The 19,027-nt window shown below is 51.4% G+C and carries 16 protein-coding genes; 8 read left to right on the top strand and 8 right to left on the bottom strand.

Annotated elements, in window-relative coordinates:
- Positions 1-204: 204 nt before the first annotated feature.
- The 3 genes from EDD77_RS14995 (at position 205) to EDD77_RS14985 (ending at position 3,116) form a co-directional block, all read left to right on the top strand.
- A complete protein-coding gene (locus EDD77_RS14995) occupies positions 205-1,107 on the top strand; it encodes a tyrosine-type recombinase/integrase (protein ID WP_058964427.1) in 903 nt (300 codons plus the stop codon).
- 297 nt (positions 1,108-1,404) lie between these two features.
- Complete coding sequence (locus EDD77_RS14990; protein WP_058964429.1) at positions 1,405-2,604, top strand: AfsR/SARP family transcriptional regulator; 1,200 nt, start codon at positions 1,405-1,407, stop codon at positions 2,602-2,604.
- Positions 2,605-2,675: 71 nt separating this feature from the next.
- Positions 2,676-3,116 carry a hypothetical protein gene (locus EDD77_RS14985; RefSeq protein ID WP_058964431.1) on the top strand — a complete coding sequence of 147 codons (441 nt, stop codon included), beginning with the start codon at positions 2,676-2,678 and terminating at the stop codon, positions 3,114-3,116.
- A 124-nt stretch (positions 3,117-3,240) separates the two neighbouring features.
- On the opposite strand, the gene EDD77_RS14980 is transcribed toward EDD77_RS14985, so the two are convergent.
- A complete protein-coding gene (locus EDD77_RS14980; RefSeq protein ID WP_058964433.1) occupies positions 3,241-4,305 on the bottom strand; it encodes a WG repeat-containing protein in 1,065 nt (354 codons plus the stop codon).
- A gap of 287 nt (positions 4,306-4,592) precedes the next feature.
- Between EDD77_RS14980 and EDD77_RS14975 the strand changes: the two genes are divergently transcribed.
- From EDD77_RS14975 to EDD77_RS14960, 4 genes are all read left to right on the top strand, one after another.
- A complete protein-coding gene (locus EDD77_RS14975; protein ID WP_058964435.1) occupies positions 4,593-5,303 on the top strand; it encodes a LytR/AlgR family response regulator transcription factor in 711 nt (236 codons plus the stop codon).
- Positions 5,300-6,559: a sensor histidine kinase gene (locus EDD77_RS14970; protein WP_242868392.1), complete on the top strand. Its 1,260-nt coding sequence runs from the start codon at positions 5,300-5,302 to the stop codon at positions 6,557-6,559. The genes EDD77_RS14975 and EDD77_RS14970 overlap by 4 nt, the downstream gene beginning before the upstream one ends.
- A gap of 174 nt (positions 6,560-6,733) precedes the next feature.
- Positions 6,734-7,399 carry an ABC transporter ATP-binding protein gene (locus EDD77_RS14965; RefSeq protein WP_058964437.1) on the top strand — a complete coding sequence of 222 codons (666 nt, stop codon included), beginning with the start codon at positions 6,734-6,736 and terminating at the stop codon, positions 7,397-7,399.
- Positions 7,400-7,411: 12 nt separating this feature from the next.
- On the top strand, positions 7,412-9,973 hold the full coding sequence (locus EDD77_RS14960; protein ID WP_058964439.1) for an ABC transporter permease: 2,562 nt from the start codon (positions 7,412-7,414) through the stop codon (positions 9,971-9,973).
- A 122-nt stretch (positions 9,974-10,095) separates the two neighbouring features.
- On the opposite strand, the gene EDD77_RS14955 is transcribed toward EDD77_RS14960, so the two are convergent.
- Positions 10,096-10,557 (bottom strand): hypothetical protein, encoded by a 462-nt coding sequence (locus EDD77_RS14955; RefSeq protein ID WP_058964441.1) that lies wholly within the window; start codon positions 10,555-10,557, stop codon positions 10,096-10,098.
- Positions 10,558-10,678: 121 nt separating this feature from the next.
- On the opposite strand from EDD77_RS14955, the gene EDD77_RS14950 reads away from it, so the two are divergent.
- Positions 10,679-10,891 (top strand): helix-turn-helix domain-containing protein, encoded by a 213-nt coding sequence (locus tag EDD77_RS14950; RefSeq protein ID WP_058964443.1) that lies wholly within the window; start codon positions 10,679-10,681, stop codon positions 10,889-10,891.
- Between the two features lie 119 nt (positions 10,892-11,010).
- On the opposite strand, the gene EDD77_RS14945 is transcribed toward EDD77_RS14950, so the two are convergent.
- From EDD77_RS14945 to EDD77_RS14920, 6 genes are all read right to left on the bottom strand, one after another.
- The gene (locus EDD77_RS14945) at positions 11,011-12,399 is read right to left on the bottom strand and encodes an SLC13 family permease (RefSeq protein WP_058964445.1); all 1,389 of its coding nucleotides are present in this window, start codon (positions 12,397-12,399) and stop codon (positions 11,011-11,013) included.
- A gap of 87 nt (positions 12,400-12,486) precedes the next feature.
- Positions 12,487-13,635 carry an iron-containing alcohol dehydrogenase gene (locus EDD77_RS14940; RefSeq protein ID WP_058964447.1) on the bottom strand — a complete coding sequence of 383 codons (1,149 nt, stop codon included), beginning with the start codon at positions 13,633-13,635 and terminating at the stop codon, positions 12,487-12,489.
- Between the two features lie 25 nt (positions 13,636-13,660).
- Entirely contained in the window at positions 13,661-14,443 is a 783-nt protein-coding gene (locus EDD77_RS14935; RefSeq protein WP_058964449.1) for a sulfite exporter TauE/SafE family protein, read from the bottom strand.
- A gap of 91 nt (positions 14,444-14,534) precedes the next feature.
- Positions 14,535-17,015 (bottom strand): (2S)-3-sulfopropanediol dehydratase, encoded by a 2,481-nt coding sequence (gene hpfG, locus EDD77_RS14930; protein WP_058964566.1) that lies wholly within the window; start codon positions 17,013-17,015, stop codon positions 14,535-14,537.
- A gap of 38 nt (positions 17,016-17,053) precedes the next feature.
- On the bottom strand, positions 17,054-17,989 hold the full coding sequence (hpfH, locus tag EDD77_RS14925; RefSeq protein WP_243117495.1) for a (2S)-3-sulfopropanediol dehydratase activating enzyme: 936 nt from the start codon (positions 17,987-17,989) through the stop codon (positions 17,054-17,056).
- A 294-nt stretch (positions 17,990-18,283) separates the two neighbouring features.
- A complete protein-coding gene (locus EDD77_RS14920) occupies positions 18,284-18,886 on the bottom strand; it encodes a LuxR C-terminal-related transcriptional regulator (RefSeq protein ID WP_058964963.1) in 603 nt (200 codons plus the stop codon).
- Positions 18,887-19,027 lie beyond the last annotated feature (141 nt).

Here is a 19,027-nt window from a genome sequence, read left to right as displayed (position 1 = left end):
GTTTATTCGCTGTATAATTTTTAGGCAGCCCTTTTGGGGCGCATCTTTCGAAGCAAACCAACAGCGCTACACATCATATTGTTTACCGGCTATTACAACGCTGTCTATTATTACATATTCACCGTTACATAAGCGTAACAAAACGGATTTCTTTTTTATTTTTCAGAGCGTTTTCGTTTTCCACGCAATCACAAAGGAGCCTTCATGAATCAGTCGCCAGCTTTTGCACACATCAGCAACGAAATCATCAATGAGTATATCCAGACATTACTTGAACAGGAACGCTGCGCGCAAACCGCCAAAAAGTATCGCCGGGATCTGATCCGCCTTATGGGATTTTCCCCTGACGGCGTCCTGACCAAGTCTCTGCTGGTTCAGTGGAAAGAAACTCTCATTCTGCGCTATGCTCCTGCCACCGTAAACACCATTCTTGCTGCTGTGAATGGTTTTTTGAAATATATCGGTGCATTCCAGCTCCAGCTTAAGCCTCTGCGCATCCAGCGCAGCCTTTTTTGCAAACCGGAACGTGAACTGACACGAAACGAATATACCCAGCTTGTAAAGCAAGCCATGCGGCAGAACGACATACAGACTGCCCTCATTATCCAGACGATCTGTTCCACCGGAATCCGGGTATCAGAACTACAGTTCATCACTGCGGAAGCCGTTAAACTCAGCTATGCCCAAATTCGAAACAAGGGAAAAATCCGATATGTGTTTCTTCCGAAACAACTTTGCCAACTTTTAACCCGTTACCTGAAACAGCACAAAAAAAAGACCGGTCCCGTGTTCACCACACGGACCGGTCGGCCAATTCATCGAATCAATATCTGGAAGAGCATGAAAAAGCTGTGCAGCAAGGCAGGGATAGCCTGCAGCAAGGTGTTCCCCCATAACCTGCGCCATTTGTTCGCACGCACGCATTATGCCGTGCATCACAACTTGGGATATCTTGCGGATATCCTTGGCCACAGCGATACAAATACCACCCGCATTTACACCATCGAAAGCGGAATCACACATGCGCAACAGGTGGATCGCCTGAATCTTCTTGTCCAAACCACATGCACTCAGTTCAGATTCAAACCAATATACACAACAAAATAATAATTTTGTTGCACTTTTTCTCTTTCTGCCTGTGCTATATTTTCAATATATCGCATGTTTTTGCTTTTTTCAAGAGTTTCTTCTATATTAATACAAAGCAAAGCAAGCCGATGACCACTGTGTTCGTGTCATCAGCGTATTTAATGCTACCTTTTTTGCGTGATTTAATATAATTTTATGAAAATTGTCCAATCAGTGTCCATTTTTTTTCAATGACGCCTTTAAATAAATGCAACAAAATTATTATTCTGTTTCTGCATCTGATTCTCCTGTCAAAGAAAGGGGATTTCCTCCGTCATGTCTGATACAGACATCCGTGTTCAGATGTTTGGCAATTTTCAAGTTGATGTATGCGGCCAGCCCGTTGTGCTTGGAGAAGGTCGTAATTCAAAAATCATCCTGGCCTTACAGGTGTTGATTTACCATTATCCCCACAAGGTTTCCCGTGATTTGCTTTTGGAGATTCTCTTTTCCGATGGAGAGTCTGCAGATCCAAGCGCAAATCTGAGAGTAATCATGTTTCGGCTAAAACAGTTTCTGAAGAACACACCTCTGCATAATTATTTTACCATTTGTGGCAACGCAAATTACCGCTGGCTTGAATGTACCGTTCCTCTTTTCGTTGATGCCATTGATTTTCAAAGGCTATATGTTCAGGCCTGTCAATCAGAAGAATCCTCTGCCGGACTTTCTTTATTTCAGGAAGCAGAAAAACTATATTTGGACGACTTCCTTCGCTTTTCTGCTGTCAATAACTGGATCCAAAGCGTTCAAGCCTCACTCCAGCAAAAATATTTGTCCTGTGTGGACAACCTGATTCACCTGCTGAGGAAGAAGGAACAGTGGGCAACGCTATACCCTGTTGTATTAAAAGCCTGTAACATGCACCCTATGGAATATTTTTATTGCGTCGGGATCGACTGCCTGCTGGCACAAAATCAGTACCGGGATGCAAAACAACTTTATCTGAAAGCAACCCACGTTTTGCGGGATGAGCTATCTGTTGCCCCCAGTCAGGCTCTTTTGGATCACGCAAATCAAATCGATCAGTTGCTTCTGGACGGTCATGAGACAATTCATGATTTACAACAACGCCTGTGTGAGACTGAACAGGCGCACGGTCCCTACTATTGCAGCCCATCCAGCTTTGTGGATGTGTTCCGCATGGTCTGCCGTATGGCTGAACGCTCTAATACCAGCGCCTGTCTCATGCTGTACAGTTTTTCCGATTTCCAGGGACGTTCAATCGCTGACTCCAGTAAAATCTCTCTTGCCGGCAGTTCATTGCGAGAAGCACTGCAAAACTGTCTGCGTCGCGGTGATACTTTCACACAATATAGAAGTGGACAATATATCGTATTACTGACGAACACAAGTAGCAACGGATTTTTTATTGTTCATAAACGCATCTGCGAATATTACCACAACCATCCTGTCCGTGGTGTCCATCTGCGTTGTATCCAGAAAAATGTAAATTCTTCTTTTTTCCAGTCCTGATCGTGTTCTCGTTTCCTGTAATCACCTTTTATATTCTGCCTCGGATGTCTACTTTATATAGGAGATTCATCATGAAATCCACTCAATTTCTGCGAAAAACCACATATCTGATTCATATCAAAGACTGCATAGAGTTTTCGTGTACAGGAACGATTTTCGATCCTGTAGAACAGCGCTATTACTGGTTCAATTCTCTGTCACACATGATTCTTTCTCTGGATGCTCTGTGCGAAACAGCCAACTGGCCTCTCAAGGAATGTTCCATCTTAAATATTCCGCCTGAAAAGATCCTGCAGCCCATCCCCGTCAAGCCCCGCCGTGGTGATATTTGCAGCGTTCTGACGGACATCATGTATCGACAGCATAGCAGCATGCAGGGAAAAGCTACTATCTATACCAATCTTGGAAACACCAAGACCGTGTGTTTTCGGAGTGAGTTAGAGCTGATGATGTTGATTCAATCTACCTGTGCATTTAAAAAGAGGAAAATTTCTGCCTCCCCCTCGCTGTGATTCCCTTTTTCACATCCAACCTTTAGCCAGAAAATCCCCCCAGATGTGTCTGGGGGGATTTTTGCATTTTAAATTCTCTTTTGGCTAAATTTGATCGATCCCCCTCTATTATTGCTCCAGTCGCTTATTCCGGCAACGGACTACGGTGCCAGCCATCCTGTTCCTTGATCCAGAGGTTCGTTCCTTCCCAGGCAACGCCCTGCTTTTCACAGGGGATCACTTCTTTTCCGCTGTAATTCAGCAGTCCCCACTGGCCATCCCGGCAAACGGCTGCATAACCGTTCTGCAGGCAGGCCGCATAGCGTGGGCCGGTATCTTCCATAAAGGAATCCGATTCCCATGTGGGGGAATATTGTGCTTTCGCCACAATCTCCCCTTTTCGGTTCACATAGGCCCACTTCTCTTCCATCTGGACGGGTGCCAGTTCCTCATCCAAAAACCAGAGTGCCTGTTTTGCCCCGGGAATCAGCAGACCGCTGCCATCCTTGCAGAAGTACCAGTAGAGTGCACCATTTTCGTCCTCGACCGGCTCCGAGGGATAGGCAGGATCGCCCTCCTCACCTTCCTCATGAGCCGAGAACACCGGCAAAATCAGGCCGTATTTGTCCCACAATTCTTCCTCCATGGGAAACACATCGCCGGGGGTTCCCATCCGATACCAGCGAAGGGCGGACGCATCCAGCGCATACGGGTCACGTCCTTCGGAATCCAGATTATAAAAGAACATGTCTCCCCCGCCGCCATGCCCCGGGCAGATAGAGCCGTCGCCGGACGCAGTCAGTTGTTCGGACAGCTTCTCGATTTCTTCCCAGCTCAGCGGATTCCCGCCACTTCCCCAGATCCAGTGCTGCTCCATTCCGCATGCGGAAACCGGCGCTGCCGACACACAGGGAAGCAGTTCTGTTCCGTCTGCACGCATCAGACCCCACAGTCCATCTTTCGACATGGTGAAGTAGCCCTCACAGGGAACCGCAGGCGACGCGCTGTAAACGGCTATGGTTCGGATTTCGTCATAGTCCAGAACCACATCCTCTGCGGGTGCAGGCTCCGATTCCGGCAACGAAGAGGAAGCGGATGCCGCTTCCTGCTCCGATGTCGGCTGCGAAGTTTCTGGTGTCTGTGCGCACCCGGTAAGCTGCACGGCGACCAGCATTGCTGCCAGCAACAGGATTTTTTGAACGGTTTTCATGGGTTCGTTCCTCCTTTTCGGGGCAAAGCTTTGGAATCGGCTGCGCTTTGCTGCAATCAAGGATACTGAATTTTTCTGGTTTTATTGTAGCATAAAAACGCGCTGAAATCTCAGTCAGGGAGGTTTTCAGCACGACAATTTCCTGCCGCCGGGGTGTTTTCTATTCTTCGCCTGATGCAGTTTTAGAAACCCGTCTTTTCCAATTTCTTGTATTCTTTTGGCAAATGAAATACAATGAAGTAGATTAAGCCTGTTCACAGACAGGTACAGCGAAAGCAGGTGAGCCAGTGCTGCATCTGGCAATTTGTGATGACGAAAAGGACTTCGTTCAATATCTGACCGGCTTGCTGAACCAATACAGCAGGGAGACCGGGCGGGATATAAAAATCACCCCGTATTATGACGGCATGGAGCTGATCGAGAAATACGATCCGACCATTGACCTGATTTTTCTGGACATCCAGATGAAGCTGATGGATGGTCTCCATGCGGCGGAACGAATCCGGCAGATGGATGAAACCGTGGGCATTATTTTCCTGACTACACTCACTCAATACGGGCTTGAAGGGTATAAATATCACGCCACCAACTACATCATCAAGCCCATGAAATATGCCCGGCTCAAATCGGAGCTGGACCACTTCATTGAACGAAGCCAGAAAGAAGATGCCCCCTCTCTGGTGATTGCCAACGATACCGGCAAATACAAGGTCCCCCTGAAATCCATCCGTTATATCGAAACCTTTAACCGCAATCTGATGGTTCATACCGAGCAGGAAAACATCATCTGCTACAAAAGCATGAAAGAGATGGAACGGGCGCTTTGCGACAGAGACTTTGCACGCTGCCATACCAGCTATATTGTGAATCTGTTTTATGTGAAGGGCATCAAAAAGCTGGAGATCGAGCTGATTACCGGCGAAATCATTCCCATCAGCCAGCCAAAGCGAAAGGAATTCATGGAGCGGCTGACCGATTATTGGGGGGGTTTTTTGTGATACACCTTTTCGAGGCCCTCTCTTTTCTGCTGGCATGGGGGTATACGGCGGTTTTCTTCCTGATTTTAAAGTCCTTTCTTCCCCTTCGGGAGCCTCTGATTCTGAAAGTGATTACGTTTCTGGTTTGTGGTTTTCTGGCCGACTCCATTATATACTCCAATGACCCGGGAAGCCTGTTCGGCACCATGCTTTTGTTCTTCCTTTTTGTGCTGCTGTTTTACCGCGGAACGTTTATGGAAAAGCTGTCTGTGCTGCTGGTGTTTTATCCGGCACTCATCGCCATCAACTACCTGATGCTGGATATCGGCGGACGCCTGTTTAAGCTGGTGACCGGGGCAAGCTATGAGGATACGTTACAGTCTCCAAAGCTGGCGCTCATCAGCACCGCCATTCACACGGCATCGCTTTTGCTGCGTCTGCTGTTCTGGATTGGCGCATGGCTGGTTCTGCGGCGGTTTCTGGAAAAGATTCCGTCCCACCTGAACACGAAAACCTGGCTGATCATTGACATGCTGATTCTTTCCTCTTTCGTGGCAATCTTCACCATCATCTATTTTATGCCCGAACAGACCGCAATCGTTTACCCCATCTGCGGGGCCTCCGTCTTTTCCAGCTTTGGCTGTATGTATCTGGCGGCCTACATCTACGATTCCATGCAGACTGCATACCGGGTGCAGCAGATGGAGATTCAGCGGGATTACTACAAGGAACGCATTGCCGAAGAGGAACGGGTGCGCGCCATCTACCACGACCTGAAAAACCATCTGCTTGTGATGGAAAGCAGGCAGAACACCGCCGAGACCCGGCAGATGGCCCAGACGCTGCGCTCTCAGATTGCAGACTATGAGGACTATGTGCATACCGGCAACGAGTTTCTGGACATCATCCTGAAGGATAAGGCTGCCAGAGCCCGTGAAAAAAAGATCGACTTCTCTGCCCTGGTTGATTTTAAGGGGATGGACTTTCTGGAGCCGCTGGACATCAGCACCATATTCGGCAATGCCATCGACAACGCAATGGAGGCCAGCGAGCAGCTGCCGGAGGAAGATCGGCTGGTCACCGTGAAAGCAGAGCGCGTACGGGATATGCTGCTCATCACCGTGGAAAACAACACCCCACCGGGAACCCAGTCAACCGGAGGAACCACCAAAAGCGACCGTTTTGTTCACGGATTCGGTATCCCCAACATCAAAAGGCCGTTGAGAAATACGACGGCCAGTGCAGCTTCCGCCCAAAAGACGGAACCTATCTGCTGAAAATTCTGATTCCCATTCCCTGATGGGATTTACGCCGCTTCTTCGCAGGAAGCGGCGTTTCTTTTTGTGCCGTGTTAGTTTTTTCGCTGTGGATATTAGATTACGCATTTTTCATTGTGCCTTTTCTGTGCCCGGATACAATGAAGAAAAAACAGCAAAGTGAGGGCATGGAGCATGAGCATTCTAAGCACCAATCAACTGACCAAGCAATACGGCACCGAACCGAATATCGTGAAAGCGCTGGACGGCGTGAGCATTTCCATTGAAGCGGGCGAATTTGTTGCCATCATCGGCACCTCCGGCAGCGGCAAGTCCACCCTGTTGAACATGCTGGGTGGATTGGATCGCCCCACTTCCGGCTCGGTCAAGGTGGACAATTACGAGCTGGGCAAGCTGAAGGACGAGGATCTGACTGTGTTCCGCCGCCAGCGGATCGGTTTTATCTTTCAGAACTACAATCTGGTTCCCGTCTTGAATGTGTATGAAAACATTGTTATGCCCATCCAGCTGGACGGCAAGAAGCCAGATCGAAAATTCATCAAAGAGATCGTGGCTTTGCTGGGTCTGGAAAAGAAACTCTACAATATGCCCAATACCCTTTCCGGCGGCCAGCAGCAGCGCGTCGCCATTGCCAGAGCATTGGCCAGCAAACCGGCGATCATCCTTGCCGACGAGCCGACCGGCAATCTGGACAGCAAGACCAGCGATGAGGTGATTGCACGTTTGAAGGTCACCAGCCGGAAATTTCACCAGACCATCGTCATGATTACCCATAACCCGGAAATTGCAGCACAGGCAGACCGCACCATCCGCATTGAAGATGGCCGGATTGCAGAGTAAGGCGGTGATTCCATGAAACGGCAGAAATCAATGATACGCACCTTGACAAACCGCAGTTTCAAGGCAAACGAAACCCGCAATCTGGTTGCCGTTGCAGCCATTGTTCTGACAACGGTAATGTTTACCTCCCTGTTTGTATTGTCCCAGAGCATGGTGGAAAACCTGCGGAACATGAATTTTCAGCAGGCCGGATACAACAGCCACTTGAGTTCCGGCATCATGACGGACGCGGATGCGGAGAAGATCACCACCCATGAAGCCGTCCGGGATTTTGGAAAAAGCATTGTGGTTGGAATTGCTGAAAACAAGGAATTGACCGGACGGCAGGTGGAAATCCGCTCTGCGGATGAAACCTATGCCCGTTCCAGCTTTTCCTATCCCACCGAAGGGACCATGCCGGTGCAGGAAAATGAAATTGCTTTGGATACCATCACCCTTGATAAGCTGGGCCTGCCTTATGAATTGGGGCAGGAAATCACCCTGCAATGGCGGAAGGACTTAAACAGTGAAGAAACCACCGCCAGCACTTTTACCCTCTCCGGCTACTGGGACGGAAACTCCGCTGCCATGGCAAGTATGGCGTGGGTTTCCGAAGCCTTTGTGCAAAGCCAGTGTGCAGGTATCGATCAGGCGGAACAGCTGGCAAACGGGCAGGTATTGGGAACGGTGATGCTTCATCTCGATCTGTACAGTGACAGCAATCTGGAAGGGACTGCGGAGCAGATTTTAGCCGACACCGGCCTGTCTCATGTGTCCCTTTCTCCCAATGCCGCTTATGATTCCACCATGAACCAGAATATCATCCGTGAAGTTCTGCCTATGGCAATTTGCATGGTTCTGGTATTTGCCAGCGGTTATCTGATCATCTATAACATCTTTCAGATCTCCGTTGCCAGCGACATCCGCTTTTATGGCCGGCTGAAAACTCTGGGCGCAACCAAACGGCAGTTGAAAAAGCTGATTTACGGGCAGGCCAATCGCCTGTCGCTGATTGGCATTCCTGTCGGGCTTGTGATCGGGTATCTGCTGGGGGTTGTGCTGGTGCCGGTCATGATAACCGGCACAGCGGGAAAAGCCAAAACAGCGGTCAACCCCTATCTCTTCATCGGCTCCGCGCTGTTTGCCTATCTGACGGTCCTGATCTCCTGCAAGAAGCCTGCGAAAATCGCAGGGAAGGTTTCCCCGATGGAAGCTCTGCGCTACACCGACGCCGGGACGAACAGCAAACGGAAAACAAAGAAAAGCACCGGCGGAGCCAGCATTCCGAAAATGGCTCTGGCGAACCTGGGCCGGAACAAAAAACGCACCGTTACGGTAATCTGCTCCCTGACACTGGGGCTTGTGCTGCTTTCCTGTGTCTATGCGAAAAATGCCAGCTTCGATATCGATAAGTACATGAGCCAGATGGTGATCAGTGATTTTGAGGTAGAGGACAGTTCGATTTCTTCCACCTTTGGCACATACAATCCCTACGGTACCACCATTTCCCCGGAGCTGGTACAAAACATTGAGGGACTTCCCGGACTGGGAGCAACCGGGTGTTTGTATTCGCAGGTGTTCACGCATAAGATCGGGGCATCTGCACTTCGAAACATTCAGACCTACTATAACGCAGATGATCGGCTGGCCTATATAGAGGCAACCGATACTAGCCTGGCAGAAGCCTATCACGAGATGATCCACAGCGGCGAATGTACTTCCATTCTGTACGGCATTGACGGCCTGATTCTGGACACCTTTACACAGGACGGCAGGATATTGGACGGCACCTTTGACAAGAAGAAATTTCTGTCCGGGGGCTATGTGGTAATGGAAGCAGCCACCGGCGCGGAGGACAGCGAGAAAGAAACACAGCCGACTTATTCTGTTGGAGATACGGTTGAGTTGAACGGGCAGCAATACGAGGTCATGGCGATTGTGGCGGATATTCCCACCATTACCGAGGGCGTGAACAGCAGCACACAGGACTTTCTTTCATTCTATCTTCCTGCCGATACCTTCCGGGCCATGTACCCGGACAACACCCTGCGCAAGCTGTTCTTTGATGTGGCCGAGGAATACCATCCGCAGGCGGAAGAAATACTGATTCAATACCGGCATGACGTGGACAAGAGCCTGAATTACACGGCAAAATCCACGTTGATCGCGCATTATCAGGAGCAGACCCGGGCAAACACCGTGATGGGCTTTGCCATCAGTCTGATCATTGCCTTTGTAGGGATTCTGAATTTCATCAATTCCATGGTAACGGCGATTGTTTCCCGCCAGAAGGAATTTGCCATGATTCAGAGCATCGGCATGACAAAACGTCAGCTTCGGCGCATGCTGATCGACGAGGGCTTATATTACGCCGGAATCACCTTGCTGGCATCCTATGCTTTGGGTGCGGTAGCCGTCGGAATCGGTGTACGCATGATGGTGGCCGATGACTGGACGGCAACCTTCCATTTCACACTGCTGCCACTTGCCATCTGCACGCCGATTCTGATTTTGTTTGCAATTGTTATCCCCTACATCTGCTTTAAAAATCTGGAAAAGCAGAGTATCGTGGAACGGCTGCGGGCAACCGATTGAAATGGCATTCAAAATATCGCTGCAATAACCAGGCATAGAACTTCCTTTCCGGGAAATCTATGCCTGGTTTTTTGCTGCAATTGATTTCGTTGATTGCAGGATGCCAAAACTCGAAAAGCCTTTTAGTCCATCCGAATTACCCCAACATCCTTCCCTGCTGATTGAGCGATGGAACACAGGTAAGTCTCCCGCTGTGTCGGCCCATTCAGAATTGCAATGATTCGATCGGATTTTAAAACCATCTCCTCATCCCGCAGACGTGAACCATCTGCGCACATGGTATGTGAGAAGATCCGTATGCCATTGCACCAGGTAAGTTCTGTTCGGAGTTTTCCATCTGTTCCGATTATCTCGCTGTCACTAATCAGGAAAGCCTCCAGAAACAGCCTGGGCCGCTGTGTCTTTCGTTTTCTGACCAGCCGCGCAAACAGCATATCCCCCGGCCCGGAAAACCCACAAACCATACGACTGCATCCATCCTTCAATGCCCTCTCCAGCTCCTGTTCCAATGCTCTTTGAAGCGTGTCCATCCGCTCAAACGGCACATTTTTTCCGCCAATCACACAACACGTTTTTCGCCGCATGGTATACCTCCCGCCCAATCCAAAACACGGCCCTTTCATCATAGGCAATATTGCCTATCACACTATATCTTCATTATAGACAATAATGGAGATATAGCAAGATGGAAAGGAGGCGGCGAACATGATTTCCTATGATCCACTATGGGAGACAATGCGGCGGAAAGGTGCCACCACCTATACCCTGCAGGTAAAGGGCGGAATTAGCAGTTCCACCATTCGCCGCCTGAAGGCAAACGAGTCGGTTTCCACCAACACATTGGATGCATTATGCAAAATTCTGGCCTGTGAGCTTTCTGATGTTGTGATCTATCGCCCAGATATTTCCGACGTCTGATCCTGCACCATGGTCGCATGTAAAACGAACAAAACACCCCACAGGATGCCGCTGCTGGCAGCACCCTGTGGGGTGTTTTTCATTTTTGGTTCCCGTATCCTGCCTTGTGCTTACCTCTATCAGATAAAGCCCAGCAAATGCCACATGGGGTACATGACAAAGATAAAACCCAAATACATGATGATAGTTTTCAGGGTCATCTGCTTGATGAACTCCTTCATGGGAAGCATGCCGAATTCGTACATGATCAGGTTGCCCGCCGACTCATACGGGAAGAACAGCAGCTCGCAGGAGTAAAGCAGCAGCATGCATGCGGCGACCGGGCTCATTCCCAGCGAAACCGCAATCTGTGCAAAGGGAAGCGAGAGACCGCCCAGCATTGCGTACGGTGTCATGAAGAGGTTCGCGATCATACCCATGGTCAGGAAGATCAGGCAGACGACCAGAGTCCCCTTCCCTTCCAGAACCGGAACGACAATGGCGGTAAGGAAATCACCGAAGCCCACGGCGGCTCCTACCGTGCCGATTCCCAGACAGGCGGAAACAAAGAACACGGTGGAATAGTTCAGCCGCTTGAGCGTATTTTCATCCCCCAAACGGATCCCCGGGATGAACATCAGGAACGGGATCACCATAAAGCCATAGGCTTCCGGAAGGCCGAATAAACGACAGGTCATCAGGTAGGCCAGCAGCAGAACGATCATCAGAATCGCTTTTTTCTCCTTGGTGCTGACCTTGCCCAATGCTGCGTACTGTTCCTCGAAATATTCTTTGTGCACATTGATTTTCAGGTCCTTGATGCGATAGACCTTCATCATAATGAGGATAAGCAGCACACTCCACAGCACAAACCATCCGTTGTACTGGAAGGAGGAGGTCATGGTCATGGTGAAGTCGGGAATAAACTCCCGGATGGACTCCTCCATAATGGAGAAGTAGCCCGGATAAAACAGGCAGACGGTGCAGCCCGTTGCACCGATCGTTCCCGCAAAGCAGACCAGAGCCGACTCCTTGGACGGTTTCAGATCCATGGCCCGGCAGATGCCGTAAACCAGCACACTGGCCACCAGCCAGCCATTGCAGAAGGTGATCAGGTTCAGGATAATGCCGATGATGAAGCTCCCGAACACCACGCCGGTATAGGTTCCGCCGCATTTTCGAATCACAAAAAACGCGATTCGTTTCAGCAGTCCGCAGTCTTCCAGCACGTTGCTCAGAATCAGGCCGCCCATTACCATCCATACGGTGGTGCTTGTCCAGGAGGCAAAGGCAATGTCTGCCGGCACAAGCCCGCTGATCAGGTAGAGCGACGGCAGCAGAATTGCCGCAATCAGCTTGGGCAGCAGCTCAAAGGCAATAATCAGAATTACAAACAGAGTGATTACAAAGAAGGTTTTCAGCGACCCGGTAAAGATCCCTGAAACAGGGAGAAGCGAGACGATCACCGGTACCAGAATACTGACGATCCATCCGATTAATGCTACTCGATCATGATTTTTCTTTAACATTCCTTCTCCCTCATATTCCTTTGATAATACCGAACAATTCACGCCGCTCTGGTCAGTCGACGTGAATTGTTCGGCTCTGCCCTCACATTACAGTGCCTTTTTGTACAGAGCGATCATTTCCTTCAGATTGGTCTGACGGGGGTTGGCCATCACGTTGGGATGCACCACAGCATCCTTCGCCATGGCCTCGATCTTATCCTCGGTCACACCGACCTCGGACAGCGAAGCAGGGATGCCCAGATCCGCATTCAGCTTCTTGATCTCATCCACCAGCATCTGGGGCTTGAAATCCTTTGCGGGCTCTTTCGACTCACGGATAAAGTTATAAATCTTCTTATAGCGGCCGTGGTCTGCCAGTGCGTTGTACTCCACAACGGTGGGCAGCAGCACAGCGTTCGCCACACCATGGGCCACATGGAAGTATGCGCTTACCGGATGGCTCATGGCATGCACGTTGCCCAGCTTTGCCCAGGCAAAGGCCATGCCGGCAAAGGTGGAACCGGTCATCATGGCGCAGGCAGCGTCCACGTCCTTCCGGTTGGCAACAAAGCGGCGGATGTTGGCGCCGATCAGCTCCATGGCCTTCTCTGCCATGGCATCGGTGAAGGGAGAGGCAAAGTTGGACACGTAGGCTTCCATCGCATGGATCAGAGCATCCACGCCGCAGGAGGCCGCAACCGATGCGGGAGCGGTCATGATCAGCTCAGGATCCAGCACGGCATACTTGGGCAACATCTCGTAGCTGATCACGGACATCTTGTAGTTTCTTTCCTCGTCGGTGATTACCGCGGAAGCAGTAACCTCACTGCCGGTACCGGCGGTGGTGGGGATCGCAATGATCGGCACGATGGGGCCGGGAACCTTGTACAGGCCTTCGTAATCGGTGATCTTGCCGCCGTAGGTGGCCAGCACACCGGTGGCCTTGGCCACGTCCATGGGGCTGCCGCCGCCCAGCGCGATGATGCTGGTGGCGCCGGATTCCTTGTACAGCTTCGCGGAGTCGTTGACCACATCCACGGTGGGGTTGGGGATTACATCTAGGAAGGTGGTGCATTTCAGGCCACCCTCAGCAATGATGTCCTGCACCTTTTTCACAACGCCGATGCTCTCCAGGCCATGGTCGGAAATCAGGAACACATGCTCGGACTTGCTCTCTTTCAGAATTTCGGGGAGCTTCTTCAGGCTGCCCACGCCAAATTCAATTACCTGAGGTACTTTAAAACGGAAATCATTCATTTGCTTTGCCTTCTCTCTGAACGAATTAAAGAACTGCCATCAAGCTGGTGAACAGCATATTGCCGCCCACAAACAGCAGCACACAGTAAACGATACGCAGGAACTGCTCCCGGTTGATCTTCTTCAGGAACGCCATGCCCAGGAAGAAACCGATGGCCGCCATGGGCAGACCCACAGCCAGGGCGCTCAGAACGTAAGGGGTAACCACACCGCTGCGGAACTGGGAAATGGCGTTCCAGGTATTCAGAATAACCCACACCATGTTCATGGTGTTGCGGAACTTCTCCTTTTCCTTTACAGCGGAAATGGTGTACACAGTGATCAGCGGGCCGCCGATGTTGAATGCGCCGTGAACCACGCCGCCCAGAGCCAGGCAGCCATAGCGCAGAGCCTTCTTCACGGGAGTATCGACTTCTTCCTCTTCCTCCACCTTCAGAACCAGAGGCTTGATGATGCACTTGTAGATGTTCATCAGGGCAATCAGGGTTACCATTGCACCGATGCAGATCTTGGCAACGTCGGGACTGATCACATAGAACAGGAAGTTACCGATGATGATGCCGGGCAGGCACATCAGGATGATCTTGCCCAGATCCTTCCAGGCCACTTCCTTCCGAGCCTTGATCGCCAGAAAATACATGAACGGGAGGGTCAGCAGGGTGCCGTAGGGCACACCGGCGGTGGTGCCCAGCAGACCATTGGTCACAGCAGCCGCAATTACCGTGCAGCCGAATCCCGTACAGCCCTGTACGAAGAATCCGATGATCTGCATTAAGCCCACAAGAATAAAATTAAATTCGAACGTCATAATATCCCCCAAAATTCATAGTCCGGGCCGCCTCTCTGCCGATACCCGCCGTACAGAGAGGCGGCGGCCGTTCCTGCTTTTTATTGTTTAATTAGAAGTGAAGCTCAGTGCGCTGGATCAGGTCCTTCTGCAGCGGCTTGCCCAGTTCAACGAAGTAGGCGCTGTAACCTGCCACACGAACCAGCATGTCCTTGTAATCCTCGGGCTTCTTCTGCGCGGCACGCATGGTTTCGGAGCTCATGATGTTGAACTGAACGTGCATGGCCTTCTTCGCCATATACTCGTCGATGAAGCTGATCAGATTGTCACGGCCTTCGATGCCTGCAACGGCTTCCTGGGGGAAGCGCATGTTCATCAGGGTGCCGTTGGTGGCCAGGCTGTGGTCGACCTTGGTCAGGGAGTTGGTCAGGGCAGTGGGGCCGCTCACGTCATGGGAGCCTGCATCGGTATGTACGGGGCCCATGTTGTCGGAAATGGCTTCGCCCTTCTTGCGGCCGTCAACGGAAGCGTTGGTGTTCAGGCCCATGGCAACGTTCGCATTTACGGAGTATACGCCGGGGCTGAAGATGCCGCCGCGGGGATTCTTGCGGCCGCTGATGTGACGGCAGTAGCACTCGAACATGAACTTGAACAGCTCGTCGGCGTAGTCGTCGTCATTGCCGTAGTGATGCACCTTGGAGCTGTTTACCAGAGCATACAGCTTCTCGTGGCCTTCCCAGTTGTCACGGATGGCCTGCAGCAGCTCGGCGCCGGTTACGCGCTTCTCATCGAATACCAGCTGCTTGATGGTGGACAGCTCGTCGGCGCAGGTGGCCATACCGGAGGCCTGGGGGCCGGTGCCGTTGTACTTGGCGCCACCCTCGGTCACGTCCTTGCCGGAGTCCATGCAGTCCTGATAGAAGCCGGACAGGTAAGGTAGGGGTTTCAGTTCCCGGTGGGCGTTGTCGATGATGTTCAGGCTGCTGCACATCTGATCGGTCCAGTACTCGAACTGCTTGTCCACGCTCTCCAGAATCTCTTCGAAGCTCTGGTAGGTATCCAGGCTGCCCAGATCGGGGCCCAGCTGTGCGCCGGTGTTCATGGAACGGCCGCCGTTCAGCACCATCTCCATCATCTTGGGAGTGTTCACATAAGCGGCGTCGTGCCAGCCGTACTCCTTGCCGGGCAGGCTGATTTCCACGCAGCCAACCACACAGTAGTCGCGGGCCTCTTCCAGAGTCATGCCCTTGCGCATCATACCCTTGATGGCGGGCTCGTCGTTGAACAGCTTGGGATGGCCGTAGCCGGCGCGGATGCACTCCACAGCCTTGACCTTCAGCTCATAGGGGGTGTCCTTGTGCATACGGACGCATACCCAGGGATTCATCATACGGGTATGGGCAGAGCCTTCCAGCATCAGCATGGTCAGGTCGTTGGTGGCGTCGTTGCCGTCCTTGTCCACACCGCCGATGGTCAGGCTCTCGCCGCCGAAGCCGCGGCCGTTGCGCACGGCCATGCTGCCCTTGTCCTTCAGCTTGGTGGGGTTGTTCATCTTCACGTACTCGACCTCGATCAGCTCCAGAGCGAATTCCTTGGTCAGGGTGCCGTTCTTGATGTCCTTCTCATAGTAGGGGTACAGCCACTGGTCCATACGACCGTAGGAAATGGAGTGGCCGTTGCTCTCCACCTGAATCAGGGTGGTGGCAAAGTTGAACAGCTGCATAGCCTGCCAGAAGGTCTGGGGTACGCCGCCTGCAACCTGATGGCAGTTTGCCGCCATGGTCTCCAGCTCCGCCTTGCGCTTTTCGTCCTTCTCCTCTGCTGCCTTCTCTTCGCAGAGCTTTGCGTAACGCTCGATGTACTTCTTCGCAGCCTCGTGCATGATGATCATGGCCTCGTAGAAATCGCGCTTGTCGGCGTATTCCGGGTCACGCATGCTCAGCTCGGAAAGACGGGCCTTGGCCTCGTTGATCAGTCCGTCGTAACCAACGCGCATCAGCTTGGCGTAGTCGATGGCCAGATGGCCGGTGCCCGCATAGTGGTACAGGTTGGTCTGGAAGATCTTCTCGCCCACCTCGGAGCCCTTCTCCTGGTCGTAGGAAAGGCGGCCTTCGATGCGGTCGGCAACGGTGCGGCCCTGCCACCAGGCGCACAGATCCAGAATCTCCTGCCGCTCCTTGTCGTTGCGGATGTAGAACTGGTCGTGCTCGCGCTCCTCAAAGGGAGAATGCAGAATCTCGTCGATGATCCAGGCCACGGAGAATTCCGGGTAGATGGGAGACGCCTTTGCGGGAGCAGCAATCTCGCCCAGGATCAGATCTTCATCATACACGTAAAGGCTGGTGTTCAGCAAGACATTTTCGAACGCGTATGCGCACTGCAGCTTGCGGGGTGCACGGGCGTGCTTCTGATAGGCTTCGGTGACCAGACGCAGACGCTCCACGTCGATCTCGTAGGGGCGGTCAAGGAAGGTCTGGCGCAGGCGGTTGACCCGGGGGTACGGAGACCAGTCCTCGTGATGAACCTGGTAACCCAGGCTGTAAGTCTTGTCAAAAGGCTCGGTGCCACATGCAGTGGTGTGCTTCTCGCTCATTTTGATTCCTCCTGAATATTGTATGTAAAGTGAATTGCTTACTCTTTTTCTTTTGTTCCGACCAGGCAATGAATGCCCCGGCCGTTGCAATACTCGGCGATTTTTTCAACGTGTTTCTGGAAGGATTTGCGGTTGAGCTTCACGCCCTCCATCCCGTAGGGGATGCCCAGCGAATCGTATTTTTCCTCGCCCAGACGCATAAAGCTCAGCAGCTGCAACGTTCTCACGTTTCCGTTCATCTCGTTCAGAATGAAATCGGCCGTGGCGGCGATGTTGTCCATATCGTCGTTTACGTTCGGGATAACCGGAATTCGGAGAATCAGTTCCTTACCTGTTTCGGAAAGCCGCTTCAGATTCTCGAGGATCTTTGCGTTGTCCACGCCCGTATACTGTTTGTGGATCTCCGGGTCCATGTGCTTGATGTCCGATATGATGATATCGGCATACGGGAGAACCTTTTCAATGTCCTTCCAGTTAGCATGAAAGGTGGACTCCAGGCAGGTCTGGATGCCTTCTTCCTTACAGGCCTTGAACAGCTCTTCCACGAAGTCACTCTGGACCATGGGATCGCCGCCGGAAACCGTAACGCCTCCTCCGGAGCGTTCATAATATCCCCGGTCTTTCAGGATGATCTTCATGCACTGCTCCACGGTCATCCATTCGCCCCACTGCTTTACCGCCTCGGAGGGGCATTCCCTTGCGCACGCCAGGCAGTGCAGGCATTTTTCCCGGTCGATCGCGGCCAGCTTGCCTCGATAAAATTTGAGAACGTCGCCGCCGGGGCAGGCATCCAGGCAGGCACCGCACTTTTTCTGAGAAATACATTTTGACCGGTACACACCGGGTTGCATCTGGAGCATCCAGCTTTCCGGATTACTGCACCATCTGCATCGCAGCGGGCATCCCTTCAGAAAGATCTCTGTTCTCAGCCCGGGGCCATCATGAATCGTGAATCGCTGAATGTTAAAAACCATTCCCTTTTGACCCATCGGCTCACCTCTTTCGGTATCGTTTTTCGTGTGAGTTTCACCGTTCGTTAGAATTATATCAAGGCCAGCTTTTTTTAAAAGTAGACAAAAGGATTATTCTATATAGGGAACATTCCCTATATTTTATTTTTTCTGAATTTTTATTGTACACAGTGCACAACAAAGCTCTTCCGTATTTGTTAAACAATTCTCAGGCAAAGAAAAAGAAACACCGTCCGCCTTACTCCTGCTGAACGGAGGCGGATGGTGTTTCTCTGGTGTCTTGTGTGAATTTTGTTTTTATTTTTCCCTGTTTTCCAGCCATTTGTACAGCTCGAACCGGCTGTTCACACCGCACTTGCTGTATATGTTCTGTACATGTTTTTTGATGGTATGATAACTTACCACCAGCTCGTCTGCAATCTTTTGATAGGTGAGCCCCTGATGCATCAGCTCTGCCACCTTCTGTTCGGTGGGGGTCAGCGTACCGCTGGCTTCCAGCCACTCCTCCGACTGCCCTTTCCTGCTGTGCGAGATGGTGATCCAGTGATACCGGTCCACAATGCCGTTGGAATAGGTCTGGTCGTAGGTGTAAATGTGAAAGGTATACTGTTTGATCACGCGGGTCAGCACTTCGTTTTCGCCTGTTTCCTCTGCATCGCTTCCCAGCAGAAACGGAAGCCAGTTGCACGGTGTTTCACTGCTGATCTGTTTGACCGCAGCAGACCCCAGAATATCCTTCAAGCAATCCAGCGCAGGTTGGTTGCAGCTCATCACATGCATAAAATCATCGGTAATCAGGTACGCCTTTTCTCCCGATGCAATGATCTTGTTCTGAATGTTGGTAACGATTTTTACCTGCTCGTACTTTTTGAAGTTCTTGTAGGCGTTGGCCACATACACATAGATCTCATTCAGCTCCTCGATCTCTTCCGGAGTGAAGTTCCCTTCCTCCTATTACAATATATTTACGGTTTAAGGCACGGCAGCCAGCCGTGTCTTTTCCGTATCGTTGCCTAAGCTGTTAGAATGAGAGTGTCTTGG

It is taken from the genome of Allofournierella massiliensis (assembly GCF_004345265.1).
In the GTDB taxonomy this organism is placed as follows: domain Bacteria; phylum Bacillota; class Clostridia; order Oscillospirales; family Ruminococcaceae; genus Allofournierella; species Allofournierella massiliensis.
The sequence above is the reverse complement of the archived record's forward strand: the minus strand, read 5'-3'. Positions and strand labels throughout refer to the sequence as shown.